The organism is Methylobacterium sp. J-088 (genome assembly GCF_022829295.1).
Classification (GTDB): domain Bacteria; phylum Pseudomonadota; class Alphaproteobacteria; order Rhizobiales; family Beijerinckiaceae; genus Methylobacterium.
Map to the genome: position 1 here is coordinate 1 of NZ_JAKSYH010000179.1, position 23,780 is coordinate 23,780.

General features: G+C 70.1%; 27 protein-coding genes. 19 read left to right on the top strand and 8 right to left on the bottom strand.

Features of this window, described 5'->3' with window-relative positions:
- Positions 1 to 177: 177 nt before the first annotated feature.
- The gene (locus MKK63_RS19975) at positions 178 to 1,236 is read right to left on the bottom strand and encodes a lactonase family protein (RefSeq protein WP_244004869.1); all 1,059 of its coding nucleotides are present in this window, start codon (positions 1,234 to 1,236) and stop codon (positions 178 to 180) included.
- 13 nt (positions 1,237 to 1,249) lie between these two features.
- On the bottom strand, positions 1,250 to 2,557 hold the full coding sequence (locus MKK63_RS19980; protein ID WP_244004871.1) for an alpha-hydroxy acid oxidase: 1,308 nt from the start codon (positions 2,555 to 2,557) through the stop codon (positions 1,250 to 1,252).
- Between the two features lie 118 nt (positions 2,558 to 2,675).
- Between MKK63_RS19980 and MKK63_RS19985 the strand changes: the two genes are divergently transcribed.
- The 3 genes from MKK63_RS19985 (at position 2,676) to MKK63_RS19995 (ending at position 5,271) form a co-directional block, all read left to right on the top strand.
- On the top strand, positions 2,676 to 3,725 hold the full coding sequence (locus tag MKK63_RS19985; protein ID WP_244004873.1) for a LacI family DNA-binding transcriptional regulator: 1,050 nt from the start codon (positions 2,676 to 2,678) through the stop codon (positions 3,723 to 3,725).
- Positions 3,726 to 3,801: 76 nt separating this feature from the next.
- Positions 3,802 to 4,473: an aspartate/glutamate racemase family protein gene (locus MKK63_RS19990; RefSeq protein WP_244004875.1), complete on the top strand. Its 672-nt coding sequence runs from the start codon at positions 3,802 to 3,804 to the stop codon at positions 4,471 to 4,473.
- Between the two features lie 3 nt (positions 4,474 to 4,476).
- On the top strand, positions 4,477 to 5,271 hold the full coding sequence (locus tag MKK63_RS19995) for a hydroxypyruvate isomerase family protein (protein ID WP_244004877.1): 795 nt from the start codon (positions 4,477 to 4,479) through the stop codon (positions 5,269 to 5,271).
- Positions 5,272 to 5,567: 296 nt separating this feature from the next.
- On the opposite strand, the gene MKK63_RS20000 is transcribed toward MKK63_RS19995, so the two are convergent.
- From MKK63_RS20000 to MKK63_RS31760, 3 genes are read right to left on the bottom strand one after another with little or no spacing between them, the layout of a single operon-like run.
- On the bottom strand, positions 5,568 to 6,599 hold the full coding sequence (locus MKK63_RS20000) for a hydroxyacid dehydrogenase (protein WP_244004879.1): 1,032 nt from the start codon (positions 6,597 to 6,599) through the stop codon (positions 5,568 to 5,570).
- 4 nt (positions 6,600 to 6,603) lie between these two features.
- Positions 6,604 to 7,809, bottom strand: coding sequence for an amino acid aminotransferase (locus MKK63_RS20005; protein WP_244004881.1), 1,206 nt, complete (start codon positions 7,807 to 7,809; stop codon positions 6,604 to 6,606).
- Between the two features lie 5 nt (positions 7,810 to 7,814).
- Positions 7,815 to 7,940, bottom strand: a complete 126-nt coding sequence (locus MKK63_RS31760) for a hypothetical protein (protein ID WP_279574774.1) — start codon at positions 7,938 to 7,940, stop codon at positions 7,815 to 7,817.
- 120 nt (positions 7,941 to 8,060) lie between these two features.
- On the opposite strand from MKK63_RS31760, the gene MKK63_RS20010 reads away from it, so the two are divergent.
- From MKK63_RS20010 to MKK63_RS20020, 3 genes are all read left to right on the top strand, one after another.
- On the top strand, positions 8,061 to 9,221 hold the full coding sequence (locus MKK63_RS20010; protein WP_244004883.1) for a branched-chain amino acid ABC transporter substrate-binding protein: 1,161 nt from the start codon (positions 8,061 to 8,063) through the stop codon (positions 9,219 to 9,221).
- A gap of 211 nt (positions 9,222 to 9,432) precedes the next feature.
- A complete protein-coding gene (gene infA / locus MKK63_RS20015) occupies positions 9,433 to 9,708 on the top strand; it encodes a translation initiation factor IF-1 (RefSeq protein WP_091781030.1) in 276 nt (91 codons plus the stop codon).
- Complete coding sequence (locus MKK63_RS20020) at positions 9,705 to 10,667, top strand: DMT family transporter (RefSeq protein WP_244004885.1); 963 nt, start codon at positions 9,705 to 9,707, stop codon at positions 10,665 to 10,667. Before infA ends, MKK63_RS20020 begins: the two co-directional genes overlap by 4 nt.
- Here MKK63_RS20020 and MKK63_RS20025 read toward each other — a convergent pair.
- Positions 10,637 to 10,939, bottom strand: coding sequence for a hypothetical protein (locus MKK63_RS20025; RefSeq protein WP_010682882.1), 303 nt, complete (start codon positions 10,937 to 10,939; stop codon positions 10,637 to 10,639). The genes MKK63_RS20020 and MKK63_RS20025 overlap by 31 nt on opposite strands.
- Before the next feature lie 167 nt (positions 10,940 to 11,106).
- Here MKK63_RS20025 and MKK63_RS20030 point away from each other — a divergent pair, with 167 nt between their 5' ends.
- Both MKK63_RS20030 and MKK63_RS20035 read left to right on the top strand, forming a co-directional pair.
- On the top strand, positions 11,107 to 11,712 hold the full coding sequence (locus tag MKK63_RS20030) for a sulfite oxidase-like oxidoreductase (protein WP_244004887.1): 606 nt from the start codon (positions 11,107 to 11,109) through the stop codon (positions 11,710 to 11,712).
- Positions 11,687 to 12,424, top strand: a complete 738-nt coding sequence (locus MKK63_RS20035; RefSeq protein ID WP_244004889.1) for an FAD-binding oxidoreductase — start codon at positions 11,687 to 11,689, stop codon at positions 12,422 to 12,424. The genes MKK63_RS20030 and MKK63_RS20035 overlap by 26 nt, the downstream gene beginning before the upstream one ends.
- A gap of 9 nt (positions 12,425 to 12,433) precedes the next feature.
- Here MKK63_RS20035 and MKK63_RS20040 read toward each other — a convergent pair whose 3' ends face one another.
- Complete coding sequence (locus MKK63_RS20040) at positions 12,434 to 13,528, bottom strand: calcium:proton antiporter (protein WP_244004891.1); 1,095 nt, start codon at positions 13,526 to 13,528, stop codon at positions 12,434 to 12,436.
- Positions 13,529 to 13,635: 107 nt separating this feature from the next.
- On the opposite strand from MKK63_RS20040, the gene MKK63_RS20045 reads away from it, so the two are divergent.
- The 3 genes from MKK63_RS20045 to MKK63_RS20055 all read left to right on the top strand — a co-directional run bounded on the left by MKK63_RS20045 (position 13,636) and on the right by MKK63_RS20055 (position 16,189).
- Positions 13,636 to 13,893, top strand: a complete 258-nt coding sequence (locus MKK63_RS20045; RefSeq protein WP_244004892.1) for a type II toxin-antitoxin system Phd/YefM family antitoxin — start codon at positions 13,636 to 13,638, stop codon at positions 13,891 to 13,893.
- Positions 13,890 to 14,273 carry a type II toxin-antitoxin system VapC family toxin gene (locus MKK63_RS20050; protein WP_244004894.1) on the top strand — a complete coding sequence of 128 codons (384 nt, stop codon included), beginning with the start codon at positions 13,890 to 13,892 and terminating at the stop codon, positions 14,271 to 14,273. Before MKK63_RS20045 ends, MKK63_RS20050 begins: the two co-directional genes overlap by 4 nt.
- 152 nt (positions 14,274 to 14,425) lie before the next feature.
- Positions 14,426 to 16,189: a DEAD/DEAH box helicase gene (locus tag MKK63_RS20055; protein ID WP_244004896.1), complete on the top strand. Its 1,764-nt coding sequence runs from the start codon at positions 14,426 to 14,428 to the stop codon at positions 16,187 to 16,189.
- 294 nt (positions 16,190 to 16,483) lie between these two features.
- Here MKK63_RS20055 and MKK63_RS20060 read toward each other — a convergent pair whose 3' ends face one another.
- Complete coding sequence (locus tag MKK63_RS20060; RefSeq protein ID WP_244004899.1) at positions 16,484 to 17,296, bottom strand: hypothetical protein; 813 nt, start codon at positions 17,294 to 17,296, stop codon at positions 16,484 to 16,486.
- Positions 17,297 to 17,542: 246 nt separating this feature from the next.
- On the opposite strand from MKK63_RS20060, the gene MKK63_RS20065 reads away from it, so the two are divergent.
- The 8 genes from MKK63_RS20065 to MKK63_RS20100 all read left to right on the top strand — a co-directional run bounded on the left by MKK63_RS20065 (position 17,543) and on the right by MKK63_RS20100 (position 23,772).
- Complete coding sequence (locus tag MKK63_RS20065) at positions 17,543 to 19,024, top strand: ATP-binding protein (RefSeq protein WP_244004901.1); 1,482 nt, start codon at positions 17,543 to 17,545, stop codon at positions 19,022 to 19,024.
- Positions 19,021 to 19,695 (top strand): response regulator, encoded by a 675-nt coding sequence (locus tag MKK63_RS20070; protein WP_243917968.1) that lies wholly within the window; start codon positions 19,021 to 19,023, stop codon positions 19,693 to 19,695. The genes MKK63_RS20065 and MKK63_RS20070 overlap by 4 nt, the downstream gene beginning before the upstream one ends.
- Positions 19,696 to 19,711: 16 nt before the next feature.
- On the top strand, positions 19,712 to 20,395 hold the full coding sequence (tenA, locus tag MKK63_RS20075; RefSeq protein WP_244005088.1) for a thiaminase II: 684 nt from the start codon (positions 19,712 to 19,714) through the stop codon (positions 20,393 to 20,395).
- A 145-nt stretch (positions 20,396 to 20,540) separates the two neighbouring features.
- Positions 20,541 to 21,191, top strand: coding sequence for a DJ-1/PfpI family protein (locus MKK63_RS20080; RefSeq protein WP_244005090.1), 651 nt, complete (start codon positions 20,541 to 20,543; stop codon positions 21,189 to 21,191).
- A 223-nt stretch (positions 21,192 to 21,414) separates the two neighbouring features.
- A complete protein-coding gene (locus MKK63_RS20085) occupies positions 21,415 to 21,876 on the top strand; it encodes a TerB family tellurite resistance protein (RefSeq protein WP_244004903.1) in 462 nt (153 codons plus the stop codon).
- Positions 21,877 to 21,890: 14 nt separating this feature from the next.
- On the top strand, positions 21,891 to 22,295 hold the full coding sequence (locus MKK63_RS20090; protein ID WP_244004905.1) for a CidA/LrgA family protein: 405 nt from the start codon (positions 21,891 to 21,893) through the stop codon (positions 22,293 to 22,295).
- A gap of 3 nt (positions 22,296 to 22,298) precedes the next feature.
- Complete coding sequence (locus MKK63_RS20095; RefSeq protein WP_243925033.1) at positions 22,299 to 23,015, top strand: LrgB family protein; 717 nt, start codon at positions 22,299 to 22,301, stop codon at positions 23,013 to 23,015.
- A 349-nt stretch (positions 23,016 to 23,364) separates the two neighbouring features.
- Positions 23,365 to 23,772 carry a MucR family transcriptional regulator gene (locus tag MKK63_RS20100; RefSeq protein ID WP_244004907.1) on the top strand — a complete coding sequence of 136 codons (408 nt, stop codon included), beginning with the start codon at positions 23,365 to 23,367 and terminating at the stop codon, positions 23,770 to 23,772.
- Positions 23,773 to 23,780 lie beyond the last annotated feature (8 nt).

Genomic DNA, 23,780 nt, shown 5'->3' on the forward strand with positions numbered 1-23,780 from the left:
ATTTGCCCAGGCCCAGATGCGCCGATAGGCTCTCGATCAGGGCGGTGCGCAGACAAGCGGACATGGGGGGATCCCTTTGGCGAGGAATCCCTCAGTCCACCACGGCGCGCCGCCCGCCGCCACTGTGTCGTGTACCGTGCAGATCTCCATCGCGCGCCTGATAAGTACTTGTGCTTCTTACAAAAACGCGATCGTGCAGGGACTGAGGCTCGGGCGCGTGCCCGTCTTGGTCAGGTCCCCGTTGACGGGATCGATGGCGAATTCCACGAGGCTGTCGCCCTGCTCGTTGGCCACGAGGAGGTGTCGTCCATCCGGCGCCAGAGTCATGAAGCGCGGGTCGTGCCCACCCGCGGGCGTCCAGCCGGTGGGATCGAGCCGCCCGGCCTCGGCATCCACCCGGAAGCGCGCGATGCCGTCCTGGCCGCGGTTCGACGCGTAGACGGACCGCCCGTCCGGCGTGACCACGATGGCCGCGGCCGTGCTGGCGCTGAAGACGTCCGGCGGAAGGGTCGGAGTGAGATGCAGCGGCGTGAGCGTCCCAGCCTCCGCATCCCAGCGGCAGGTCGCGATACTCGACTCCAGCTCGTTGACCAGAAAGGCGAGGGGGACTCGCGGATGGAACGCGATGTGGCGCGGCCCGGCGCCCGGCCGCATCGCGGTCTCCGACACGATTGCCAGCCGCTCGCCCTCGACCGCCAAGACGAAGACGCGGTCGACACCCTTGTCGGGCACGAGCACGTGCCGCCCGTCCGGCGACAGGACCACGTGGTGTGGGTGGGCGCAGGCCTGCTCGGTTCGGTGCGGGCCCGGATCGCCCGGCAGCGGCAGAACGTGGCACGCTGGCTCAAGCCCGCCATCGGGACGGATCGGCAGGAGGGCGACCGAGCCGCTGGCGTAGTTGGCAACGATCAGAAAGCGCCCGGTCGGGTCGAGGGCCTGATGCACGCTGTTGGTGCCGCCCGTGGCGGCGCTGCCGAGGGCGCCCAGGGTGCCGTCCGGGGCAGCCGCGAAGGCGCTCGCTTCCGCGCCGTCACCCTGCACCGTGTAGAGCGCTGCGCGCCGAGGGTCCGTGATCAGGAAGGACGGGTTGGTGAGTCCCTCGACCCGGCCGAGATGCGTCCAGCCCTCCAGCCCGTTCCCGGTGCGGTAGACATCGATGCCCTGGCCGCGTGCCCGGCGCCGCTCGGTGGTGAAGCAGCCGACGAAGGCGAGTCCGAGGGGGGCTGGATCGCTCATGCGGCACTCCGGTTCAGGTCCGGCGTTGGACGCGGCGCAGGAAATCGGGATTGAGTTCGGACAGGCGGTTGATCCCGATCAGCGCCATGTCGCGGTTGAGCTCCTCCTTGAGGATCCGCATGGCGTGCTCGACACCCGCCGCCCCGCCGAGCGCCGCGCCGAACATGAAGGGCCGGCCGAGCAGGACGAAATCGGCGCCCAGTGCCAGGGCCTTCATCACATCGGTGCCCCGGCGGATGCCGCTGTCGACGATGATCTTCAGCCCGCCCTTCCGGGCCGCGATTTCCGGCAGCACGTCCAGCGGCGCGACGGCGTAGTCGAGCTGGCGGCCGCCATGGGTGGAAAGGATCACGCTATCGGCGCCGCATTCCCGGGCGATCTCGACATCCTCGGGCGCAAGCAGGCCCTTCACCAAGAGATTGCCGGTCCAGCGCTTGCGGATCGCCTCCAGATTCTTCCACGAGAGCTGGTCGCGCGCGATGGTGTTGCGCACTGCGCCCTGGGACATCATCGGTGGCCCGCGCTCGGCCTCCGTGTTCTCGAAATGCGGCGCGCCGTGTTTCAGGAAGGTGCGTGCGACGGTGCCCAGGAGCCAGCGCGGGTGGGTCGCGCTCTGCCACGCGACCTTGGGCGTGACCTTGATCGGCATGGAGAAGCCGCTGCGGGTGTTGTGCTCGCGGTTGCCGAGCGTCGGCGTGTCGGCGGTGACCACGAAGGTCCGGTAGCCGGTGGCGGCGACCCGATCGAGGAGGCGGTCGATCCGGTTCTGGTCGCCCGGCAGGTAGCCCTGGAACCATGCCTGCGGGTTCTGGGCGAAGACGTCCTCCAGCTTGATCAGCGAGGAGGCGCTGAGACACATCGGCAGGTTCATCCGCCGCGCGCCCTCGGCAAGCGCGAGGTCGCCCCGGTAGGCGATGAAGGCGGCGCCGCCGAGCGGGCCGATCCCGAACGGCGCCGCGTAGGTCTGGCCGAACAGCGTGGTGGCGGTGTCCCGCGCCGACGTGTCCCGCATCAGCCGGGGGACGAGGGCATAGTCGGCATAGGCGCCGCGGCTCTGCGCCAGCGCCGATCCGGTCTCGACCCCGCCGGAGACGTACTGGAAGATCATCGGCGGCAGGAGTCGCTTGGCGTGCCGCTCGAAATCGTCGAGCGCCAGCAGGTCGCGGAACCGGTAGGGCGTGACCGCGTCGCTGCGTTTCAGGCTGGTGACGAGCGCCTGCGGCCCGGCGATGCCCGGCGCGGCGGCGTCGGCCCCACCCACGGTCGGCGCCTCGCGTTCGGGCGCTCCGTGTCTGGAGGCCGGGTGGTCGAGCGTCGCCATGGGTCCTCCCTCAGGGCCGCCGCGAGGCGCGGTTTTGAAAGCGCTTTCAGATAGCCAGCCGGGCGCGAGAGTGTCAATATAGTGCTGGACAAGCCGAAGCAGGGGGGAGAAGAAATCGGTGCTGGATCTGCCGGACGACATCCTCGAACCGCTGGGGCGCAGCCCGGTGGCGCGGGACGTGGCCCGCCGCGCCGGCGTCTCCACCGCGACGGTCTCCCGGGTGTTGAACGGTTCCGCCGGGGTCCGGGCCGACAAGCGCGAGGCCGTGATGCGCGCCGCGCAGGATCTCGGCTTCGTCGCCAACGGCGCCGCAAGGGCGCTCTCGACGCGCCGGTTCATGGCGGTGGGCGCGGTCGTGCCCAACATCGAGAACGAGGCGTTCGTCCGCGTCTTATCGAGCGTGCAGGACCGGCTGCGGCAGGCGGACTACACCCTCATCGCCGCCAATGCCGGCTACGACCTGGACGACGAGCTGCGCGAGGCGACCTTCCTGCTGGAGCGGGGCATCGACGGGCTGATGCTGGTGGGCGACATCCACCACCCGGATCTCCACGCGCGGATCGCCCGCTCGGGCATCCCGATGGTGCAGACCTTCAGCCTGTCGCGGGAGCATCCCTGCGTGGGGTTCGACAACGCCGGGTCTGCGGCGCGGGCAGCCAACTACCTGATGGATCTCGGCCATCGCCGGATCGGAGTGATCTCCGGCCTGCGCAAGGACAACGACCGCGGCGGCGCCCGCGTGACCGGCATCGCCCAGGCACTCGCCGCCCGCGGCCTGCGGCTGGCGCCCGAGCACGACATCGAGATCTCCTACGGGATCGGCGGCGGTCGGGATGGCTTCCGCCAGATGCTGGCGGGCGGTTCGCCGCCAAGCGCCATCATCTGCGGCACCGACCAGATCGCCTTCGGGGCGATGATCGAGGCCCGCGCCCGCGGGCTCTCGGTGCCGGGCGACCTGTCGGTGATCGGCCACAACGATTCCGATTTTTCGCCATTTCTCGATCCGCCGCTGACGACGATCCGCATCCACTCCGCCGAGATCGGCCATGCCGCCGGCGACCATCTGATCGCCCGGATCCAGGGGCGTCCGGTGGTGCGGCTCACCGAGATCGACGCAGAGCTGATCCTACGCGCCAGCACGGCGCCGCCCCGGCACGGCGACGGGTAATGTGCGCTATTGTGCCACCGATTTGAAATCGCTTACAACGCGTGAGCCGCCCCCCGCGCTTAACCCGGAAGATCTGATGGCGCCCCGCATCGTCCTCCTGCACGCGACGCCGGTCGCCATGGCGCCGATCCAGGCCGCGTTCGCCGAAAAATGGCCCGAGGCCGAGACCGTGAACCTCCTCGATGACGGCCTGTCGGCGGACCGAGCGAAGGAGCCCGGCGCCATCTCGGAGGGCATGATCGAGCGCTTCGTGCGGTTCGGCCGCTACGGCCACGACACGGGCGCGGACGGCATCCTGATCACCTGCTCGGCCTTCGGGCCGGCGATCGACCGGCTGATCGAGACGGTGCCGGTTCCGGTGCTCAAGCCCAACGAGGCGATGTTCCGCGCTGCGATCGCGAAAGGGCAGCGCATCGGCATGCTGGCGACCTTTGGCCCATCCATCGGCACGATGACCGACGAGTTCGAGGAGTTCGTGGGCCAGTCGGGGCGTCCGGCCACCCTGCGGACGATCCTGGTGGACGACGCCATGGCGCGCCTGCGGGCGGGCGATACCGAGACGCACAATCGCCTGATTGCAGAGCGTGCACCGGAACTGGCCGATTGCGATGCGATTATGCTGGCGCATTTCTCCACCTCCCGGGCCGCCGACGCGGTGCGGAAGGCCGTGTCCGTCCCTGTCCTGACCGCGCCCCACGCCGCTGTGGACCGGATGCGTGCCACGCTCGAGACCGGCCGGAGCGCCTGACCCATGAAGCTCGGTGCCTTCCAGGACCGCCTCAGCGGCCATTGCGGCTTCCTGTTCACGGAGCTGCCGCTCTCTGAGCGCTTCGCAGCGGCCGCGAAAGCCGGTTTCCGGGCGGTCGAGCACCCGAACCTGTTCGCGACGCCGGCCAGGGAGGTGGCAGGCTGGTTGGAGCGGGCCGGCGTCCCGCTGGTCCAGACCGGCTTCCCGGCGGGCGACGCCTCCAAGGGCGAGAAAGGTTTTGCCGCTTTGCCCGACAAGGTGGCGTATTACCGCTCCACGATCGCGCCGACGCTGGACTACGTCGAGCAGCTCGGCTGCCGCATGGTCCACCCGATGGCGGGCGTCCGGCCCCCGGGGGTCGACCACGCGAAGCTCTGGGGCACATATCTTGAAAACCTCGCCTTCGCGGCTGATGCCGCCAAGGCACGCGGCATGACGGTGATCGTCGAGCCGATCGGCCCGGGTTCGATCGGCAACTACGTGATCGACGATCCGCTGGTGGCGGTAGATGCGATCCGAACCATCGGCCGTGACAACGTCAAGCTGCTGTTCGACGCTTTTCACTGCGTCTGCCTGGGCCACGACCCGGCGGCATTGATCCGCGCGCATGCGCCGCTCATCGCCCACGTCCAGATCGCCGACGATCCCGGCCGGCACGAGCCCGGGACCGGCACGATCGCGTTCGACCCGATTTTCGCGGCGCTGGATGAGGTGGGGTATGCCGGCTTCGTCGGCTGCGAGTATCATCCGCAGGCGGGGACCGAGGCGGGGCTCGGGTGGATGCGGACTGCGCTCTAGTGCTCTGACGCATTCACTTTGTTCATGCGAGTGAGCACTAGTTCTTTGGTTTTGCATTAATTTTTCCAGACTCGGCTGACGCCTCCGTCTGGATCGATGCACTAGCGGGACGCCAGATTTAGGAACTCCAAATCCCACCCTCATCCCGAGGGCGCCGGAGCACAACGGAGGCCTCGAAGGAGCCCTCCAGATAGCACTACGATCCCTGGAGCCCTGCTTCGAGGCCCGCTGACGCGGGCACCTCAGGGCGAGGTGGACGGATGGCTCAGCGCCTTATGACGGTCGCCGCCTGTAGCTCAGCCCAGTAGCCGCGCCCGCTGCTTCAGCACCGCCGGCCAGACCTCCGGGTTGACCAATCGAGGTGGGAACTCGCCCCTCAGCAAACCGATGATCTGCTCGGCGCCCCAGGCGGCGACGTTGCGGCGCGCCTCGTGGGTGACGCCGGCCGTGTGGTAGGTTGCCACCACCGTGTCGAGCTGAAGCAGCGCCGAGCCCAGCGGCGGCGGCTCCGGCGCCCAGACGTCGAGCCCCGCACCGGCCAGATGTCCGGAGGTCAGCGCTTGCGCGAGCGCGGCTTCGTCGTGGATGCCGCCCCGCGCGGTGGTGATGAACAGCCCCCCCGGCTTCATCGCCGCGAAGGTCTTGGCGTCGAAACTGCCGCGGGTCGTGTCGTCGAGCGGGCAGTGGAGGGAAACAATGTCGGATTCGGCCAGCAACCGCGCCCGCTCCACCGGTTCCGCCCCGCGGTCCCGGATCTCGTCATCTGCCAGCAGCGGATCGTAGGCCAGGACCCGCATGTCGAAGCCGCGGGCGAGCTTGGCCACCGCGCGGCCGGTATGCCCGATCCCGACGAGACCCAGCGTCGCGCCGCCGATCTCGTGGCCCATCAGCGATTCCCGCGAGAAGCCCCGCGCGGTCCGGAGCAGCCGGTCGGAGACGCAGATCTTCCGCGAGACGGCGAGCATCAGGCCGATCGCCAGCTCCGCCACCGACCGGGCGTTGCCGCCGGCCTGATTGACCACCGCGACGCCGGCCCGGGTGCACGCGTCTGCGTCGACCGTGTCGAAGCCCGCGCCGCCCGAGGAGACGGCCAGCAGATTCGGGCATTCCGCCAGCAGGGCGTCGGTGACATGCCAGCGGCGCGGCAGCTCGTCCCGCGCGGGCGAAACGTGGAAGACGTGCGCCTCGCGCAAAAGCCCCAGCAGCGCGTCCTCCGGTCCCTGCAGATCGCCGACCTGCAGGTCGATGTCAGGCTCGGCCCTCAGCCGCTCGTCGAAGACCGGGTTGATCCAGACGTTGAACCGGCAGACGCGCTTGAGGGCTGCCACAGGGTCAGCCCTTCACCACCGCGTCGATCGCGTCGATGACGTGGTCGATGTTGTGGGTGTTCACCGCGGCCACGCAGATCCGGCCGGTCTCAAGCGCGTAGACCTCGTGCTCCTCGCGCAGGCGGGTGGCCTCGGCGGGGCTCAGGCCCGTGTAGGAGAACATGCCCTTCTGCGTCTTGATGGCGTCGAAGCCGCGCTCGGGGTGGCGCTGCTGCAGGCTGTCGGCCATCCGCTCGCGCATCGCGCGGATCCGCTCGCGCATCTCGGCGAGTTCCCGCTCCCAGTCGGCGCGCAGCTCCGGATCGGTGAGCACGATCTCGACGATGGCGGCGCCGTGGGTGTGGGGGTTCGAGTAGCTCGCCCGCACCAGCCGCTTGGCAAAGCCCTCGACCTTCGCCTTCGCGGCCGGGTTTTCGGCGACGATGGTGAGCGCGCCGACGCGCTCGCCGTAGAGCGAGAACGACTTCGAGAACGAGGAGGCCACAAGGAATTCCTGGCCCGACTCGGCGAACAGGCGCACCGGCTCGGCATCGGCGTCGAGGCCGTTGCCGAAACCCTGGTAGGCGATGTCGAGGAACGGGATCAGCCCGCGCTCGGCCATCAGGGGCACGAGGTCGCGCCATTCATCGAGGCTGAGATCGGCGCCGGTCGGGTTGTGGCAGCAGGCGTGCAGCACCACGATCGAGCCCTTTGCCATATCCTGGAGATAGGCCTTCATGGCTGGGTAGTCGGCCCCGCCGGTCTCGGCCGAGAAGTAGGGGTAGTCGACCACGGTGAACCCGGCCTGGGTGAACAGCGCCTTGTGGTTCTCCCAGCTCGGGTTGCTCACCGCCACCTGGGCGTTCGGATAAAGCTTGGCCAGCACGTCCGCGCCGGTCTTCAGCGCGCCGGTGCCGCCGATGCTCTGGAGTGTCGCGGTGCGGTTCTGCGATAGGATCGGCGCGCCCTTGCCGAACAACAGCTCCTGGACCGCGTCGCGGAACGGCTTGGTGCCCTCGATCGGCCGGTAGGTCTTCGGCAGGCCCTTCTCGATCCAGCGCTTCTCGGCCGTCTGCACGGCACGCAGGCGCGGCACCTTGCCGTCCGCATCCGTGTAGACGCCGACCACGAGGTTGAGCTTCTTCGGGCTCGGGTCGGCGTTGAACGCCTCGAACAGGCGCATGATCGGATCGAGCGGCGCGTCCTGGATGCCGGCGAACAGCGAGGTCATGATCGTCAATCGTCCCAGAGGGTCTTGGTCGGCGACGCGTCGGCGCGCCAGCAGGCCCGGCGTCGGGCCGGGGCGACGCCCTTATTCCGCACATCGCGCCCGCCCGCCAGCGCTTCCGCGCGTATCTGCATGCCGACACGCCCACAGGGTGCATAGCCCGTTGCCGGCCGGACGGCCTCGGCCGGGCAGGGAAAGGAAGCGAAAGGAAGCGCCTCTTTCGGAAACCCAGTGCCGGGCCGTAGAGTGCCGCCATGATCCGACACCTCGCTTTGGCCCTCGCCGGCCTCCTCGCCACGGCCGCGACGCCGGCCGCCGCGCAGGCGCCGGTGCGGATCGGCCTCTCGGCCCCGCTCTCGGGCCCGGACGCCGCCTTCGGCCAGGGCCTCCGGCAGGGGGCCGAGCAAGCGGTGGCCGATCTCAACCGGGCGACCGGCGGGCGCCCTCGGTTGGTCTTGGTGCCCGCCGACGATGGCGGGGATGCCCGGCAGGCCGTCTCCGTAGCCCGGAAATTCATGGCCGACGGGGTGCGTCTCGTGGTCGGGCCGTTCGAATCCGGCGCGGTCGCCGCCGCCTCGCCCGTCTACGAGGAGGCCGGCGCCGTGCTGGTCACGACGGGCGCGAGCTATTCGCCGCTCACCGGCCGCGGCCTCTGGAACACATTCCGGCTGGGGCCCAGCGACGCGCAGCAGGGCCGGGCCGCCGGGGCTTACCTCGCCAAAACCTTAGCCGGCCGCCGGGTCGGCATCCTCAACGACCGCTCGACCTTCGGCCGCGGCCTCGCCGACGCGGTGGCGGCGCAGTTGAAGGAGGCCGGTGCGCCGGAGGTGCTGTTCGACAGCTTTCCCCGCGGCACGCGCGACCTCTCGGATCTCATCGCCCGGATGAAGGCGGCGCGGATCGAGGCGGTCTATTTCGGCGGTCTCTCCCCCGAGGCCGCGACCCTGCTGCATGCGATGCGGCAGGCCGGGCTCGGCGCCACCCTGGTGGCGAGCGACGGCATCCTCGATCCTGGCTTCGCGACGGCGGCCGGCCCGGCGGGCGAGGGCACCGTCATGACGCTCGCCCCCGATCCGCCGCGCCTGCCCGATCCCCGGGGCGGCCGGGTGGCCCCGCGCAGCCCCGAGGCGGAGAGCGTCGCGGCCGGCGCCTACGCGGCGGTGGAATTACTCGCCCAGGCGGGCGAGCGCGCCCGCGCGGCCGATCCGAAGACGGGTAAGATTGCCGACGGTCGCAAGGTGGCCGAGGCGTTGCGCAACGGTCAGACGGCCCGCACCGTGCTCGGGGCGGTCGGCTTCGACGCAAGGGGCGATCGGATCGGCGACCGCACCGGCGGTCCCATCGTGCTGCGGGTGTGGCGGCGGACGCCGGACGGCCGCCTCGATTATGCCGGGCACGAACCCGCCGAGCCCTGAAAGCCGGCGCATTGTGTCGATGACGGAACTCTGAGTCGCTGCCGCGACTTGCGGCCGGTTCCCGCGGCGACTACATGCGGGCGTGCCGCTGAGCTGGCGCGGGCGGTCCGTCGGATCGGATCCGCGCCCTGCGGCGTTTCCCGAGCTCGATCATAAACCGAGACGTATTGCCGGAACGCCTGCTGCCGGACGGTCCGACTGGAGAAGGTGCATGGCAAAAGAAGAATTGATGCAGTTCGATGGTCTCGTCATCGAGATCCTGCCGGATGCGCGTTACCGCGTGCAGCTCGACCAGGGCCATGAGATCGTGGCCTACACGGCCGGCAAGATGAAGAAGAACCGCATCAAGACGCTGGCGGGGGACCGGGTCACCGTCGAGATGTCGCCCTACGATCTCGAGAAGGGCCGCCTCGTGTTCCGCCACAAGGACGAGCGTTCCTCCGGCCCGCGGCCGCAGGTGCGCGGCGGCCAGTTCCGCCGCCGTTGAGTTCGGAGCGGGCGGCCCACGTGGCCGCACCCGCTTACGGCCTGCTCACACTCACGGCGCTGCTCTGGGCCGGCAACGCCGTCACCAGCCGCTGGGCACCCGGGCATATCTCGCCCCAGGTCATCACGACGCTGCGCTGGGCCGTGGCCTGTGCGGTGCTGGTGCCCTTCGCCGGGCGCAAGCTCGCCGCGGCATGGCCGCTGCTTCGTCCGCACTGGCTGCGCATCCTGCTGATGGGCGGCCTCGGCTATACGGCCTTCAACTGCCTGTTCTACGCCGCCGGCGCCTATACCGGGGCGATCAACCTCGCCCTGTTCCAGGGGGCGATCCCGGTGCTGGTGATCGTCCTGAACCGCGTGGCCTACCGGGTCCCGGTCACGGCCGGGCAGATGGCGGGCGTGGTTCTCACGTTGATCGGCGCAGGCTTGGCCGCGACCCATGGCGACCTGTCCGTGCTCACGCACCTTGCGTTCAACCGCGGCGACGTGCTCGTCTTCGGCGCCTGCCTGCTCTACGCGGGCTACACGATCTTTCTGCCGACCCGGCCGAAGGTCCCGGGGCTGGCCTTCTTCGCCGCCATGGCGGTCGCAGCCCTGCTGACCTCGCTGCCGCCGCTGGCGGTCGAATGGGCGAGCGGGCACGCCGTCTGGCCGGGCCCGGAGGGCTGGGCCATGGTGGCCTTCGTCGGCCTCGGGCCCTCGCTCCTGGCGCAGCTCTTCTTCATGCGCGGGGTTGAGTTGATCGGCCCGAACCGGGCCGGCCTGTTCGTCAACCTCGTGCCGATCTTCGGCGCGATCCTCGCCGTCCTGCTGGTCGGCGAGCCGTTCGGAGCGACGGAAGGGATCGCCCTGGCGCTGGTGCTCGGCGGCATTGCGTGCGCCGAGCGGCTGAAGCCGAGGCGGGCCGTCGAGCCCGCGCCGGGGGCGACTTACTCGCAGACGCGGACGCGGCGGATGTAGACGTCGCCGTAGGGATCGACCGTCCGGCGGCGCTCGAAATGGCAGACCGGGCCGTAATCCTCTTCGACGTAGACCGGCGGCGGGGCGCGGTAGACCGGGCGGCCCGGGTAATAGCCGTTGTTGGACGACGCGATGGCGCCGCCGACCGCGAGGCCGCCGAGCACGCCGAGCGCAGCCGCGCCGCCGGCCCCGATGCCGTCGCGGGCCTGAGCGGCCGGCGCCAACGTGGCGAGGCTCCCGACGACGAGGCTCGTCGCGAGTAGGTACTTCATGACATCCCCCTGGAAGCAGGCGATTCGTGCCGAACATCGGCACAGTCCTGCTAACACGCCTGAGCTTTGGGGCGTTTGTTCGGCCGCACATGACCGGATTGGGCGGCTTGACGTGGGGTGTTCCGCCGCACCACACCGGCTCGATCGGGCGCGCAGCGGAGGCCGGCATGGTGACACGGGGTTTCGTCGGGCGCAGGCAGCCGCCCGAGACCGGCGCGCGCCTGCCGCCGGGGCAGTATCTGACCGATGATTTTCCGATCCTGCAGATCGGCCCGAACCCGACGGTCGATCGTGCCACGTGGCAGTTCACGCTGCGCGAGGGCTCCCGCCCGATCAAAACGTGGAGCTGGGAGGCGTTCGAGGCGCTGCCCCGGACTACGTGGAACGGAGACATCCACTGCGTCACCAAATGGTCGAAGTTCGACACCGCCTGGGAGGGCGTGAGCTTCGACGACCTGCTGGCCGATGCCGGGATCGCGGCGCCGACGCCGTTCCTGCTGGCGGAATCCTATGACGACTACACGACCAACGTGCCGGTGGCTGATCTGGTCGGTGGGCAGGCCCTGGTGGCGACGCGCTACGCCGGCCAGCCGATCCACCCGGACCACGGCGGCCCGGCGCGGCTGTTCGTGCCGCATCTCTATTTCTGGAAGAGTGCCAAATGGGTGAAGGGCCTGCGCTTCACCAAGACCGACACCGCCGGCTTCTGGGAGCTGCGCGGCTATCACATGTACGGGGATCCTTGGCGTGAGCAGCGCTACACCGGTGACTGAGGCGATCGTCTTCCGCTGGCACCGGGCCGCGATCACGGCGATCGCGCCGGTCACGCCCCACGTGACGAGCGTCCGGCTGCGCTGTCCGCTGGCGGAAACCTATCGCGCCGGCCAGCATGTCGATGTCCGGCTCACCGCCGAGGACGGGTATCAGGCGCAGCGCAGCTACTCGATCGCCTCGGCGCCGGATGGCAGTGGCACCCTGGAACTGTTGATCGAAGGCCTGCCGGACGGCGAGGTCTCGGGTTGGTTCACCGGAATCGCCGCGGTGGGCGATCAGGTTGAGCTGCGTGGGCCGATCGGCGGCTCGTTCTCCTGGGATGGACCCGATGGTGGCCCAGTGCTCCTGGGCGGCGGCGGCTCCGGCGTGGTCCCCTTGTTGGCGATGCTGCGGCGGCGGGCCCAGGGCTGGAGGGAGATCCCAGCGGCTTTGATCTACTCAGTCCGGACCCGGGCCGAGGCGATCGCGCTCACTGAGCTGGAGCGGCTGGCGGCGGAGGACGCGAGCTTCTCGCTTCACCTCGCGACGACGCGCGAGCCGGGGGGCAAGCGGATCGATGCCGCCCTCGTCGCAGACGCGCTGCGCCGGACTGGGCCGCCCGGAAAGGTGTTCCTCTGCGGCTCGAACCGCTTCGTGGCGGCGGCCTCCGACCTGATCGTGGCGGCCGGCGTGGCGCCGGGAATCATCCGCACCGAGCGGTTCGGGGCGTGAGTCCGCCGATCACGGACTGAAGATCAGCACGAGGTAGACGAAGAACAGCACGAGGTGCACCGCGCCCTCCAGCACCGTGGTGCGCGTGCCGGAAAACGTCTGGGCGCTGAGGATCAGCGTCACGGCGAGCAAGGTCATCTCGGTGGGCTTGAGGCCGAGCACCACCGTCTGGCCGGTGAACAGCCCGATGGCCAGGACCGCCGGCACGGTCAGGCCGACCGTCGAGGTCGCCGCGCCCAGGCACAGGTTGATCGCCCGCTGCAATTCATTGCGGGCCACCGCCTTCAGCGCCGAGATTCCCTCCGGGGTGAAAACGATGGCGGCGATCAGCACGCCGCCGAGCGCCGAGGGAGCGCCCAGCGCGGCGATGCCGTGATCGAGAATCACCGCCAGGCTCTTGGCCAGGATCACGATCGGCACCACGTTGGCGAGAAGCAGGCCGATCGGCTTGGCGATGCTGCCGCCCGACTCGGAGGCGGCACCGGCCGGTGGCTCCGCGTCCCGGGCCTCCGCGTCGATGAAGAACTCGCTATGCCGGCCGGTCTGAATCAGCAGGAACACCCCGTAGAGCGCCAGGGTGAACACCGAGAAGGCCACGGCCTGGAGGGTCGTCAGCGTGCCGTCGCTGGTCGAGCTGGTGAAGTTCGGGATGACGAGTGCGATGGTGGTGAGTGGAATGATCACCGCCATGAAGGCGGATGCCCCCTGCAGGTTGTAGCGCTGCTGGTGATGGCGCAGGCCGCCGACCAGCAGCCCGAGCCCGACCACGCCGTTCAGCACGATCATCAGCACGGCGAACATCGTGTCGCGGCCGAGCGTCGGCGCGTCCTTGGCCGAGAGCATCACGGCCGAAATCAGCGCGACCTCGATGATCACGATGGCGAGCGTCAGCACCAGGGTGCCGAGCGGCTCGCCCAGCCGGTGGGCAATCGCCTCCGCCTCGTGCACGACGCCGAAGGCTGCCCAGACGATCGCCCCCAGCAGCCACGCGAACAGCGCCCCGGCGACGAGCGGCTGCGACAGGTCGGCGAGCCAGCCCTTGCCGAACCACGCGAAGGCGAGAACCGTCATCCAGGCCACCGCCACCCGCAGGAGTCCGATCATGTCCGTGCCGTTCTCCTGACCGGCCGCATTGGCCCTGCCACCTCCACGATTGGACCATGTCTTAGTCCATTTGCGTGACGCGACCAGAGGCGATCCGGGAGGATGCGATGCGGGTATCCGTGACCGACGCCAAGGCACAGCTCACCGAACTGGTCCGGCGCGCGGAGGCCGGCGACGACATGATTCTGACCCGGCACGGCCAGCCCGTGGTTCGCCTGACCACCGTGGTGCCGAAGCCCGATCTCGCCGCACGCGGCGCAATCATCGCGGCCCTGCAAGCCGCGGCTGCCGCCAAGCTCGCACCGGCGCCCGACGCAGCCCGAAGCCAGGATTTCCTTTACGGGGACGACGGCCTGCCGGGATGATCGTCATCGATACATCGGCGCTGATGGCGATTCTCCTGAGAGAGCCGGAGGCGGAGCGGTGTAGCGCCATCATTCAGCGCGAAGAGCGGCTTCTGATGTCGGCGACCACGTTGGCCGAGGCCCTGATCGTCTCTGCCCGTCTGAGCATCGACGACGAGATGAACACCCTCATCGAAGCGCTCGCCATCGAGATCGTGCCGGTGACCGCCGCTGCGGAGCGCCGCATTGCCGGACTCTATCGGCGCTGGGGGAAAGGGTCTCATCCGGCCGGCCTCAACTTCGGCGATTGCTTCGCGTATCACCTCGCGAAGGAACAGGATTGCCCACTGCTCTTTGTCGGCCGGGATTTCAGACAAACCGACCTTCGCACCCTGGATTGAGCCGGTGCAACCGCCCCATGCTGCGGCGGGAGTGGTCAGCGGGCCCGGTTGGCGTTACCGTAAGGCGACCCGAATAAAGTCCGGTGCCAGAACTCTTCGCCGCGCGATGGCGCGCAGCCGAGTGCGGCGCGGCCGTTGAGAGTTTCTAAAACTTGCCTTTCCCGACCTTGCCCGCCCCCCTCGCGCGGGCCCTATCCGAACGCGGCTACGCCGATCCCACCCCGGTCCAGGCCGCGGTGCTGGAGGCGGCAGCCGGTGCACGCGACCTCCTCGTCTCGGCTCAGACCGGCTCCGGCAAGACGGTGGCGTACGGCCTCGCCATGGCCGGCATGCTCATGGGCGACGCCGAGGCCCTCCCGCCCGCGGCGGCCCCGCTCGCCCTCGTGATCGCGCCGACCCGGGAGCTCGCGCTCCAAGTGCAGCGCGAACTCTTGTGGCTCTACGGCCCGGCCGGTGGCCGGATCACCGCCTGCGTGGGCGGCATGGATCCCCGGCGGGAGAGCCGGATGCTCGCCGACGGCACCCACATCGTGGTCGGCACGCCGGGGCGTCTACGTGATCACTTGGAGCGGCGCAATCTCGATCCGACCGCTTTGCGCGCCGTGGTCCTCGACGAGGCCGACGAGATGCTCGATCTCGGCTTCCGGGAGGATATCGAGTTCATCCTCTCGGCGACCCCGCCGGAGCGGGCGACCTACCTGTTCTCCGCGACCCTGCCGAAGGCGATCGAAACGCTGGCCGAGCGTTACCAGCGCGGCGCCCTGCGGCTCGCGATCAAGAGCGAGACCCGGGGTCACGCCGACATCGCCTATCGGGCGGTACGGATCATGCCGCGGGAGACCGAGCACGTGGTGCTCAACCTCCTGCGCGAAGCGGATGCCGCGACTGCGATCGTGTTCTGCAACACCCGCAACGCCGTCCGCCATCTCCAGGCGAACCTGACCGAGCGCGGCTTCTCGGTGGTGGCGCTCTCGGGCGAACTCGGCCAGGGCGAGCGCAACGCGGCGCTCCAGGCCCTGCGCGACGGTCGCGCCCGGGTCTGCGTCGCCACCGACGTCGCCGCTCGCGGCATCGACCTGCCGTCGCTCAGTCTCGTGATCCACGCGGACCTGCCGCACGATGCCGAAGTGCTGCAGCACCGCAGCGGCCGCACCGGCCGCGCCGGACGCAAGGGCACCTCGGTGCTATTGATCCCGAATTCCCGGCGGCGCCGGGCCGAGCAGATGTTCGCCATGGCCAAGGTGAGCCCTGAATGGTCGGGGCCGCCCTCGGCCGACGAGATCCGGCGTCTCGACGGCGAGCGCATGCTCGAAGACCCGCTCTTCGCCGAGCCCCCCGCCGAAGAGGATATCGCGCTGGCCGAGACGCTGCTCGCCGGCAAGAGCCCGGAGGAATTGGCGGCGTTGCTGGCCCGCGTCTACCGCACCCGCCTGCCGGCCCCCGAGGAGGTCAGCGACCCCGGCGAGGGCCGGGCCCCCCGGGGCGAGCGTCCGCCCTACGATCCGATGGATCCCGAGCGGATCGCCTCCATGGGGCCTGCGGTCTGGTTCCGGCTCAATCTCGGCCGCCGCGACAATGCCGATCCGCGCCGCCTGCTGCCGATGCTGACACGCCGGGGCGGCATCGACCGCCAGGAGATCGGGGCGATCCGGATCTTCGATCGCGAGACCAAGTTCGAGGTGCGTGGCAACGCGGCGGCACGCTTCGCCGAAGCCTTCGCCCGCAACGGCTCGCCGGAGATCCAGATCGAGGCGATCGCGGGGGATGCCGCACCGACTGAGCGTCAGGGCCGTTCGGCTGGTCCCGGTGGCCCGAAGGGCTACGCGAGCCCCCGCGCCGGCAAGCATCAGCGCAAGGCCGAGCAGTCCGGCCCGCGTCCCGAGCACAAGCCGGGCCGCCATACGGGCCGCGGCTGAGGCCGAAGCGTCCGCCGGCGCTGGCTTGCGGATTTACACGTCTCGCTCCAGGCTCAAGACTTTTAAAAGAAAGCGCTTTTCCTTGCCCCTTGTGGGGAGGGGCCAGGGGTGGGGGTGGCGCAGGATGAGGCGCAGCGGCGCCTTCTATGCCACACCCTTCTCGAACGCCTTCCCGCAAGCTTGAGCGATCCCGAGCAAGCCCGGGGTCGCCAGGGGGGAGAGCGTGTCGGCACGATTGTGTGAACTTCGTAGCCCGCAGTGAAGCGAGGGAGGGCGCGCGAGCGGTCCAGCCGTTCAGAACACGCTCTTCACCGCGTCGCCGATGGCGTCGACGCTTTCCTTCAGCTTGCGTCCGGCGGGCGCCAGCGACGGGAGCTTGATCCCGAGCACCTCCGTTTCCTCCGACTCCGCGGGCTCGGCCTGCGCGACGGCGGTGGGGGCCGTACGCTTGGCCTTCTCGGCGGTCTTCGTCGGCGGCGTCGGCTTCGCGGCGACAGCCTTGGGCGTCGCTTTCGGAGACTTCTCCGCCGGTGCGACCGCCGCGACCGGCTTCGGGGCCGGCTCGCTCAGCACGCGGGCGCGCACCGTCTCGGACGCGCGCGGCGTCTGGAGCGCCGCCGTGCGGCTCGGCGGAAGCGGCACGACCTGTCGGCTCGCCGCGAGCGGCGCGACCGGTGTCGGGGTCGGGATGCGCCGGGTCGGCGGAACGGATGCGTCGGTGGCCTTGGCGGGGGTCGCGACCGGCGCTTTGCTGGGCGCCGCCGCTGGGGTGAACGTGTCGGGCAGGGATGCCATGCGGGGGGCCTGAGCGACCGGTTCGGCCGGCTTCGCCTCGGGGGTCGCGGATGCAACGGTTCCGGCCAGGGCCGGAAGCCCGTCCTTCAGGTCGGGCCAGTCCTGGGCGCGGCCAGGCGCGGCGGTGATCTTCATCGGGGGCGGCGATGCGAGCCCGGCCATCAGCGTCGAGGCGGCGACCCCGAAGCCGCCGAGCACGCCGATCCCGGCCAGCCCGAACAGGACGATGCGCAGGTCGAGCGCACGGCGCGGTGGCGCTGCCGGAATCCGGTTCTCTCGAGTGTCTGACGGGTCCAGAGCGAGGTCGATCATGGTCCGGGGTCTCTGACACGAGGCACGACGCGCGACCGGCCCCCCCATGACCGATCGCCTTCCTCCGGCGAGCCGGAGGCGGTTCAACTCGGCTGCCAGTAGAGGAGCCGCAATACGGCGCAAAGATGTCGGTCTGAATTCTGGGCGGGGCCAGTCGATCCACGTCTATCCACAAGATATGCAGCGACGGCTTAACGATCCGTCATCGACCGGCACATTGGAGACGTCAGGGTCGACGGGCGCCGCATGGACTTCGCCCGCGTGCCCGCTATGGGTCTCGGAGTGGATACACGACCGACAAATCTCCCGATGCCCGCAGCTCCCGCAAGCCGGGCCGGGCGCTGGCCCTGGTCGACGTGGTCGACCCGGGCGCGGCTCATCGCCGTAGTGCTGTTCATCGACGCCCTGGCGGCCCTGATCTCGTGTGGCGTGATCGTGCTCAACGCCCGGACGGCGGTGCGGGTGGAGACACGGGCCTCGCTTGCGACGGTGGAGTCGCTGGTCGCCGACACGATCCGCCTCTCCGAGACGACCCCACCCGAGAGCCTGCTCCAGACCCTCGACCTGCGCTTCAAGGTGCTGCGGCACGTCCGCGTCGCGGTCCTCGACGATGCCGGCGCGCGCGTCGGCAGCGCGGTCCCGACCCATCGGACCGTGCGGGAAGCACCGGGCTGGTTCGCCGACCTGATCAGGCCGCCGATCGAGCGCCACACCCTTCCGATCACGGCAAAGGGGCAGCAACTCGGCACGGCGCAGATCACCACCCAGCCCCTCGACGAGATCGACGAGATCTGGGGCTACGCGCGGGCGCTCTCGCTGACCACGGCGGCGATCAACGTCGCCATGCTGATGGCGCTCTACATCGCCCTCGGCCGCATCCTGGCGCCGCTGCGGCGGCTCGGCGCCGGCCTGACGCAGCTGGAGCACCACGATTACACCGCCCGTCTGGAGCCCCCAGGCGCCCAGGAACTCGCGGTCATCGCCGAGCGGTTCAACAAGGTGGCGGCGGCCTTGAGCGAGGTCCGCGCCGCCAACGGGCGCCTCAACCGGCAGCTGCTGACGGCGCAGGACGACGAGCGTCGCCGCACCGCCCTCGAACTGCACGACGAGTTCGGCCCTTGCCTGTTCGCACTGGAGGCGAATGCCGCCTCGATCGCCCGGATCGCCTCGGGTCCGACCGAGCCCAGCCGCGAGAAGCTCGCCGCGCGGGCGGCCGAGATCAGCGCCATCGTGGGGCAGGTCCAGACCGTCAACAGGGAGTTGCTGAACCGTCTGCGGCCACACGGGCTCGGGCAGGCGCCGCTCGCCACCTGCCTCGATCTGCTCCTGCGGGGCTTCGCCCAGCGCCATCCCGGCCTCGATCTCGTCGGCCGGTTCGACGGCCTGGCGCGCGGCTACGGCGACCTCGTGGACCTCACCGTCTTCCGCTGCGTGCAGGAGAGCGCCACCAACGCCGTGCGGCATGGCGCCGCCACCCGGGTCGAGGCGGAAGCCACGGAATCCAAGAACCACCTGACCGTGACGATCCGTGACAACGGCACCGGGCTCCCGGGTCCTGGCGCCCCGGCCGAGCCCGGCACCGGGCTGGGTCTTTCGGGGATGCGCGAGCGCGTCGAGGCTTTGGGCGGCACCTTCGCCCTTGACAATGCCGGCCCCGGCGCAATCGTCCGGATCATGATCCCCGTCCCGCCGGACCGGGGCGACGAGAACAACGCGCCGAGCGCATGAACGCCATCGCCTCCCAGATCGACATCGCCGCCACACGCCTGCCGGTTCTCGTGATCGACGATCATCCGATCGTGCTGCAGGGCTGTCGCCGCGTGCTGGAGGATGCCGGCGTCGAAACCATCGCTGAAGCGACCTCGGTGGTCGCCGGATACCGGATCTTCCACCGGCTCCGGCCGCCGGTGGTGATCTGCGACCTGACCTTCCAGGGCAGCGGCATGGCCGGTCTCGGCCTGATCCGCCGGATCCGCGCGGTGGCGCCGCAGACGCGGATCCTCGTGTTCAGCATGCACAACGATCCGGTGATCGTCGCCCGCGCCCTGGAGGCCGGGGCGCTCGGCTACGTCCTGAAGGATCATGCCTCGGCCGAGCTGTTCGAGGCCTTCGGCAAGGTGCGGATCGGGGAGGTCTATCTCGACCGGCGGCTGGCCACCGAAGTCGCGATGCTGCGGGCGGACGCCCGGCGCACGCCGGAATCGCAGCTCACCCCGCGCGAGCAGCAGATCCTGGCGCGCCTCGCCCAGGGGCGGTCCTATGGCGCCATCGCCACCGACCTGTCGGTGAGCTACAAGACCGTCACGAATGCCTGCTCGCAGATGCGCCAGAAGCTCGGCGTGCGAACACTGGCCGAACTGATCCACGTCGCCGTCACGCACGCCCAGCGGCAGGGCTGATATGGCTGATGCAGCTATGGCCGATCATGCCGGACAGGGGACGTTCTCGCAGGAGGCCTGGGCGCGCAACGCCGCCGCCTACGAGACCATCCGGTCGATGCCGTTCAACGCGGAACTCGCCGCCGGCACGCTGCGGCAGGACAGGTTCCGCCACTACATCGTGCAGGATGCGCATTACCTTGTGGGCTTCGGCCGAGCGCTGAGCCTCGCCGCCGCGAAGGCGCCGGATCCGGACGGGATCGTGCAGTTTTCGGCCGCCGCCCAGGAGGCCATCGTGGTGGAGCGCGCCCTGCATGGCGGCTTCTTCCGCGATTACGGCATCGGGCCTGAGACCTTCGCGGCCACGCCGCTGACGCCGGCCTGCGACCATTACGTGAACTACCTGCTCGCCACCGCCTATGCCGAGCCGTTCCCGGTGGTCTGCGCCGCCCTGCTGCCCTGCTTCTGGATCTACAAGGAAGTCGGCGACGACATCTTCGCCCGCGCCGCATCCGACAACCCCTACCGGGCCTGGATCGACACCTATGCGGGCGCGGATTTCGCCGAGGCCGTCGCCGCGATGATCGCCGCCACCGACCGGGCGGCGGACGACGTCACCGCCGGCCAGCGGGAACGCATGCACCACGCCTTCACCCAGGCTACCCGCCTCGAATGGATGTTCTGGGATAGCGCCTACCGCGACGCGGACTGGCCGCTGTGACGCGCCTTTCGTGACCGGGCCGGCGGGTCCGCGCCGCCGGGACCTCATCGCCGCCGCGGCCGCGGCGGGCGCCGCTTGGCCGCTCCGCGCTCGGGCGGATGATGGTCCAGGCCCGATCCCGGACGAAAGACCGGTCCGGATCGCGATGGTGCTGTTCCCGGGCCTCACCGCCCTCGATCTCGTCGGCCCGCAGGAGCTGCTCGCAGGGCTTGCGCCCGGCAGCCTGCACCTCGTCGCCGAGGTGGCCGGACCGGTGGCGAGCGATACCGGCGTGTCGCTGTTGGCGACCCACACCTTCGAGACTTGCCCGCGGGACCTCGACGTCCTGATCGTGCCGGGGGGCGACGGCACGCCCGCGCAGATGCGCAACGCACGGCTACTGGCCTTCCTCCGGGATCGTGCCGAACGGGCCGCCTGGGTGACGAGCGTCTGCACCGGATCGCTGATCCTCGGCGCAGCCGGCCTGCTGCGGGGTTACCGCGCCACATCGCACTGGTGCGTGCGCGACGCGGTGCTGCCGCTCCTGGGCGCCGAGCCGGTGGCGGAGCGGGTCGTCGTCGATCGCAACCGCATGACCGGTTCCGGGATCTCGGCGGGGCTCGATCTCGGGCTGGCACTGGCCGCCCGCCTGCGCGGACCCGCTTATGCTCAGACCGCGCAGCTCGTGGCCGAATACGCCCCGGACCCACCGTTCCGGGCCGGCACCCCCGCGGAGGCCGGGCCCGCCGCGGTTCGTGCGGCGGACGCGATCCTGGCGGAGCTGGTCGCGGGGGCGACCGCGGCGGCGCGGGGCTAGAGCGCTCTCCGCCGCAGTGGACACCGGTTCGGCGCAAGAGAGCGCGTCACAACGAGGGCTGAGAGCCGTGCCCGATTGCAACGCGATCGGTCACGGCTGTCAGACCGGGGGCGATGCAGCGCGGCCACGCCCGGCCTCCATCAGCGATGCCATGCTTGACGACGCTCGGCGTCGGCCCGAACTGTGCGAGGCACGATCGATCGGTGCCCCCTTCGGAGCCCCCATGTCCCTTATCGCACGCCTGCGCGCCTATGCGGCCGAAGCCCTCGGCGTGGGCGCACATGAGGACGTGGACGACACGCACCTCGCCGCCACTGCGCTCCTCGTCCACGTGGCGCGGGTCGACGGGATTCTAGCGGCCTCCGAGAGCGAGCGCCTGTCCCGCCTCGTGCAGGGCCATTACGCCGACGGTCCGGACGCGGCGCGGGCGCTGATCGAGCGCGCGGCGGCGATGGATGCCGAGACCCGCGACGTGGTGAGCCTCGTGGAGATGATCCCCCACGAGGCCGATAGGGCGGAGCGCGAAGCGCTCTTGACCATGGCGTGGTCGGTCGCAGCGGCGGACGGCCGAGTCGACGAATTCGAGGAGGCCCTGGTCGAAAGGTTGGGCCGGCTCCTCGGCTTCGACGATGGCGCTATCGCAACGGCGCGACGCATCGGCCAGCGGCAGGCCGGGATGGTATAAGGGCAGCCGCGGCGATGATCGCGAGCCTGGCGCTCATTCTGCTGGCCCAGCTCGTGGGCGAGGCGATCGCCCGCGGGGCCCACGTGCCGATCCCCGGACCCGTGATCGGCATGGGGCTGATGTTTGGCTTCCTGCTGCTGCGCGACACGCCGCGGTTCGGTTTGCCCCGCTTTCTCCCGAAGCCGCTGACCGACGGCACCCTCGAGATCACCGCGCGGGGGCTCCTGATGAACCTCTCGCTGATGTTCGTTCCGGCGGGCGTCGGCGTCGTCGGCCGCCTCGACCTGCTGCGGGCGCAGGGCGTGAAGCTCGCCATCGTGCTGGTGGTGTCGACGGCGCTCTCGTTGCTCGTGACCGTGCTGGTGTTCCGCGCCGTGGCGGCCCGGGTGGAGGGGCCGGGGCGCGATGGGGAGTCCTGACGCGTGAGCGGCGATTTCTCCCTCTGGGTCTACCTCGCCAAGACGCCGCTGCTGTGGCTGACCGTGACGCTGACCGCCTACGTCCTGGCGGACCGGATCGCCGCCGCGACCGGCCGGCATCCGATCGCCAATCCGGTGCTGATCACGGTGACGCTGGTCGGCGGCGTGCTGGCCCTGAGCGGCACGGCCTATCCGGTTTATTTCGAGGGCGCGCAGTTCGTGCACTTCCTGCTGGGACCCGCGACCGTCGTGCTGGCCATGCCGCTCTATGAGCGGCGGGCTACCGTCAAGCGGGCGCTGGTACCGATGCTCACGGCCCTGGCCGCGGGCGCGGCGACGACGCTGGCGGTGGTGATCGCGTTGGCCCGGCTGCTCGACATCCCGCAGCCGGTTCTCGTCTCGCTCGCCCCGAAATCGGTGACCTCCGGCGTCGCGATGGGCATCGCGGAGGCGCTCGGCGGCGATCCGACGCTCACCGCGATCCTCGTGATCCTGACCGGCATCATCGGGGCGATTCTCGTGACGCCGATGATGAACGCGCTGAAGATCCATGACATGCGCGCCCGCGGCTTCGCGGCAGGCTTGGCCGCCCACGGCATCGGCACCGCACGCGCCTTCCAGGTGAGCGAAGTGGCCGGCACCTTCGCGGGCATCGCCATGGGGCTCAACGCCTTCCTGACGGCAATCCTGGCGCCATTGGCGCTGCATCTGCTGTTCTGAGCCACCTTCCCAGAGCGGCCGGCTGGTTTCGCGCAGGCAACGCGCGATCCACCCGGATGCCGACCGGACTCGTGCGCGCCGCCCTGTCCGGAGCATCCTGACACGCCCCGCCTCGACACTTGGCCCGCCGTCGCCGAACGACACGCCCGGCGGCATCGACGCCGTCCCCGATAGGCGCGCATGCTGGATTGGCGTTGACGACCTTTATATATTTTAGGTAGAGTGATTCATAAACTAATTCGCTCTCTAGTTGTGTCGAGTGTGCGACTGATCAGACCCTTCCGGTCGGTCGCCGTCGCAACGCGAATATAAACCCCCGTCGAAATCGGACGGTACGGAGGAGGCGGCCATGCGGATCATCCCGCCCAGTGTCGAGATCGCCGCGCGGATCGCGAGCGCTTACGTCACGCGCAACAGCGTTCCGGCCGATATCCTGCCGGATCTGCTGACAACGGTACACGGCGCGGTTGTGGGTCTTGACCGCCCGTCGCAAGCGCCGACCCGACGCGCGACCGACGCGCAGATCCGGGCCTCGATCCGGCCCGACGCGATCGTCAGTTTCGAGGACGGAAAACCCTATAAGACCCTGCGGCGCCATCTGACCCTCCGCGGCCTGACGCCGGAGGCTTACAGGGCCAAGTGGGGCCTGCCGGTCGATTACCCCCTGGTGTCGGCGATCTACAGCGCCCGCCGCTCGGACATCTCGCGCCAGATCGGGGCCGATCAGCGGCTCCGAATGAGGACGGCGGCCGAGTAAAGGGCACC

Coding starts and splice junctions, on each gene's coding strand:
- MKK63_RS19975 (WP_244004869.1), bottom strand. CDS start 1,236: ATGAGCGATCCAGCCCCCCTCGGACTCGCCTTCGTCGGCTGCTTCACC.
- MKK63_RS19980 (WP_244004871.1), bottom strand. CDS start 2,557: ATGGCGACGCTCGACCACCCGGCCTCCAGACACGGAGCGCCCGAACGC.
- MKK63_RS19990 (WP_244004875.1), top strand. CDS start 3,802: ATGGCGCCCCGCATCGTCCTCCTGCACGCGACGCCGGTCGCCATGGCG.
- MKK63_RS19995 (WP_244004877.1), top strand. CDS start 4,477: ATGAAGCTCGGTGCCTTCCAGGACCGCCTCAGCGGCCATTGCGGCTTC.
- MKK63_RS20005 (WP_244004881.1), bottom strand. CDS start 7,809: ATGACCTCGCTGTTCGCCGGCATCCAGGACGCGCCGCTCGATCCGATC.
- MKK63_RS31760 (WP_279574774.1), bottom strand. CDS start 7,940: ATGCAGATACGCGCGGAAGCGCTGGCGGGCGGGCGCGATGTGCGGAAT.
- MKK63_RS20010 (WP_244004883.1), top strand. CDS start 8,061: ATGATCCGACACCTCGCTTTGGCCCTCGCCGGCCTCCTCGCCACGGCC.
- infA (WP_091781030.1), top strand. CDS start 9,433: ATGGCAAAAGAAGAATTGATGCAGTTCGATGGTCTCGTCATCGAGATC.
- MKK63_RS20025 (WP_010682882.1), bottom strand. CDS start 10,939: ATGAAGTACCTACTCGCGACGAGCCTCGTCGTCGGGAGCCTCGCCACG.
- MKK63_RS20030 (WP_244004887.1), top strand. CDS start 11,107: ATGGTGACACGGGGTTTCGTCGGGCGCAGGCAGCCGCCCGAGACCGGC.
- MKK63_RS20040 (WP_244004891.1), bottom strand. CDS start 13,528: ATGATCGGACTCCTGCGGGTGGCGGTGGCCTGGATGACGGTTCTCGCC.
- MKK63_RS20045 (WP_244004892.1), top strand. CDS start 13,636: ATGCGGGTATCCGTGACCGACGCCAAGGCACAGCTCACCGAACTGGTC.
- MKK63_RS20050 (WP_244004894.1), top strand. CDS start 13,890: ATGATCGTCATCGATACATCGGCGCTGATGGCGATTCTCCTGAGAGAG.
- MKK63_RS20060 (WP_244004899.1), bottom strand. CDS start 17,296: ATGATCGACCTCGCTCTGGACCCGTCAGACACTCGAGAGAACCGGATT.
- MKK63_RS20065 (WP_244004901.1), top strand. CDS start 17,543: ATGGACTTCGCCCGCGTGCCCGCTATGGGTCTCGGAGTGGATACACGA.
- MKK63_RS20070 (WP_243917968.1), top strand. CDS start 19,021: ATGAACGCCATCGCCTCCCAGATCGACATCGCCGCCACACGCCTGCCG.
- tenA (WP_244005088.1), top strand. CDS start 19,712: ATGGCCGATCATGCCGGACAGGGGACGTTCTCGCAGGAGGCCTGGGCG.
- MKK63_RS20080 (WP_244005090.1), top strand. CDS start 20,541: ATGGTGCTGTTCCCGGGCCTCACCGCCCTCGATCTCGTCGGCCCGCAG.
- MKK63_RS20085 (WP_244004903.1), top strand. CDS start 21,415: ATGTCCCTTATCGCACGCCTGCGCGCCTATGCGGCCGAAGCCCTCGGC.
- MKK63_RS20090 (WP_244004905.1), top strand. CDS start 21,891: ATGATCGCGAGCCTGGCGCTCATTCTGCTGGCCCAGCTCGTGGGCGAG.
- MKK63_RS20100 (WP_244004907.1), top strand. CDS start 23,365: ATGCGGATCATCCCGCCCAGTGTCGAGATCGCCGCGCGGATCGCGAGC.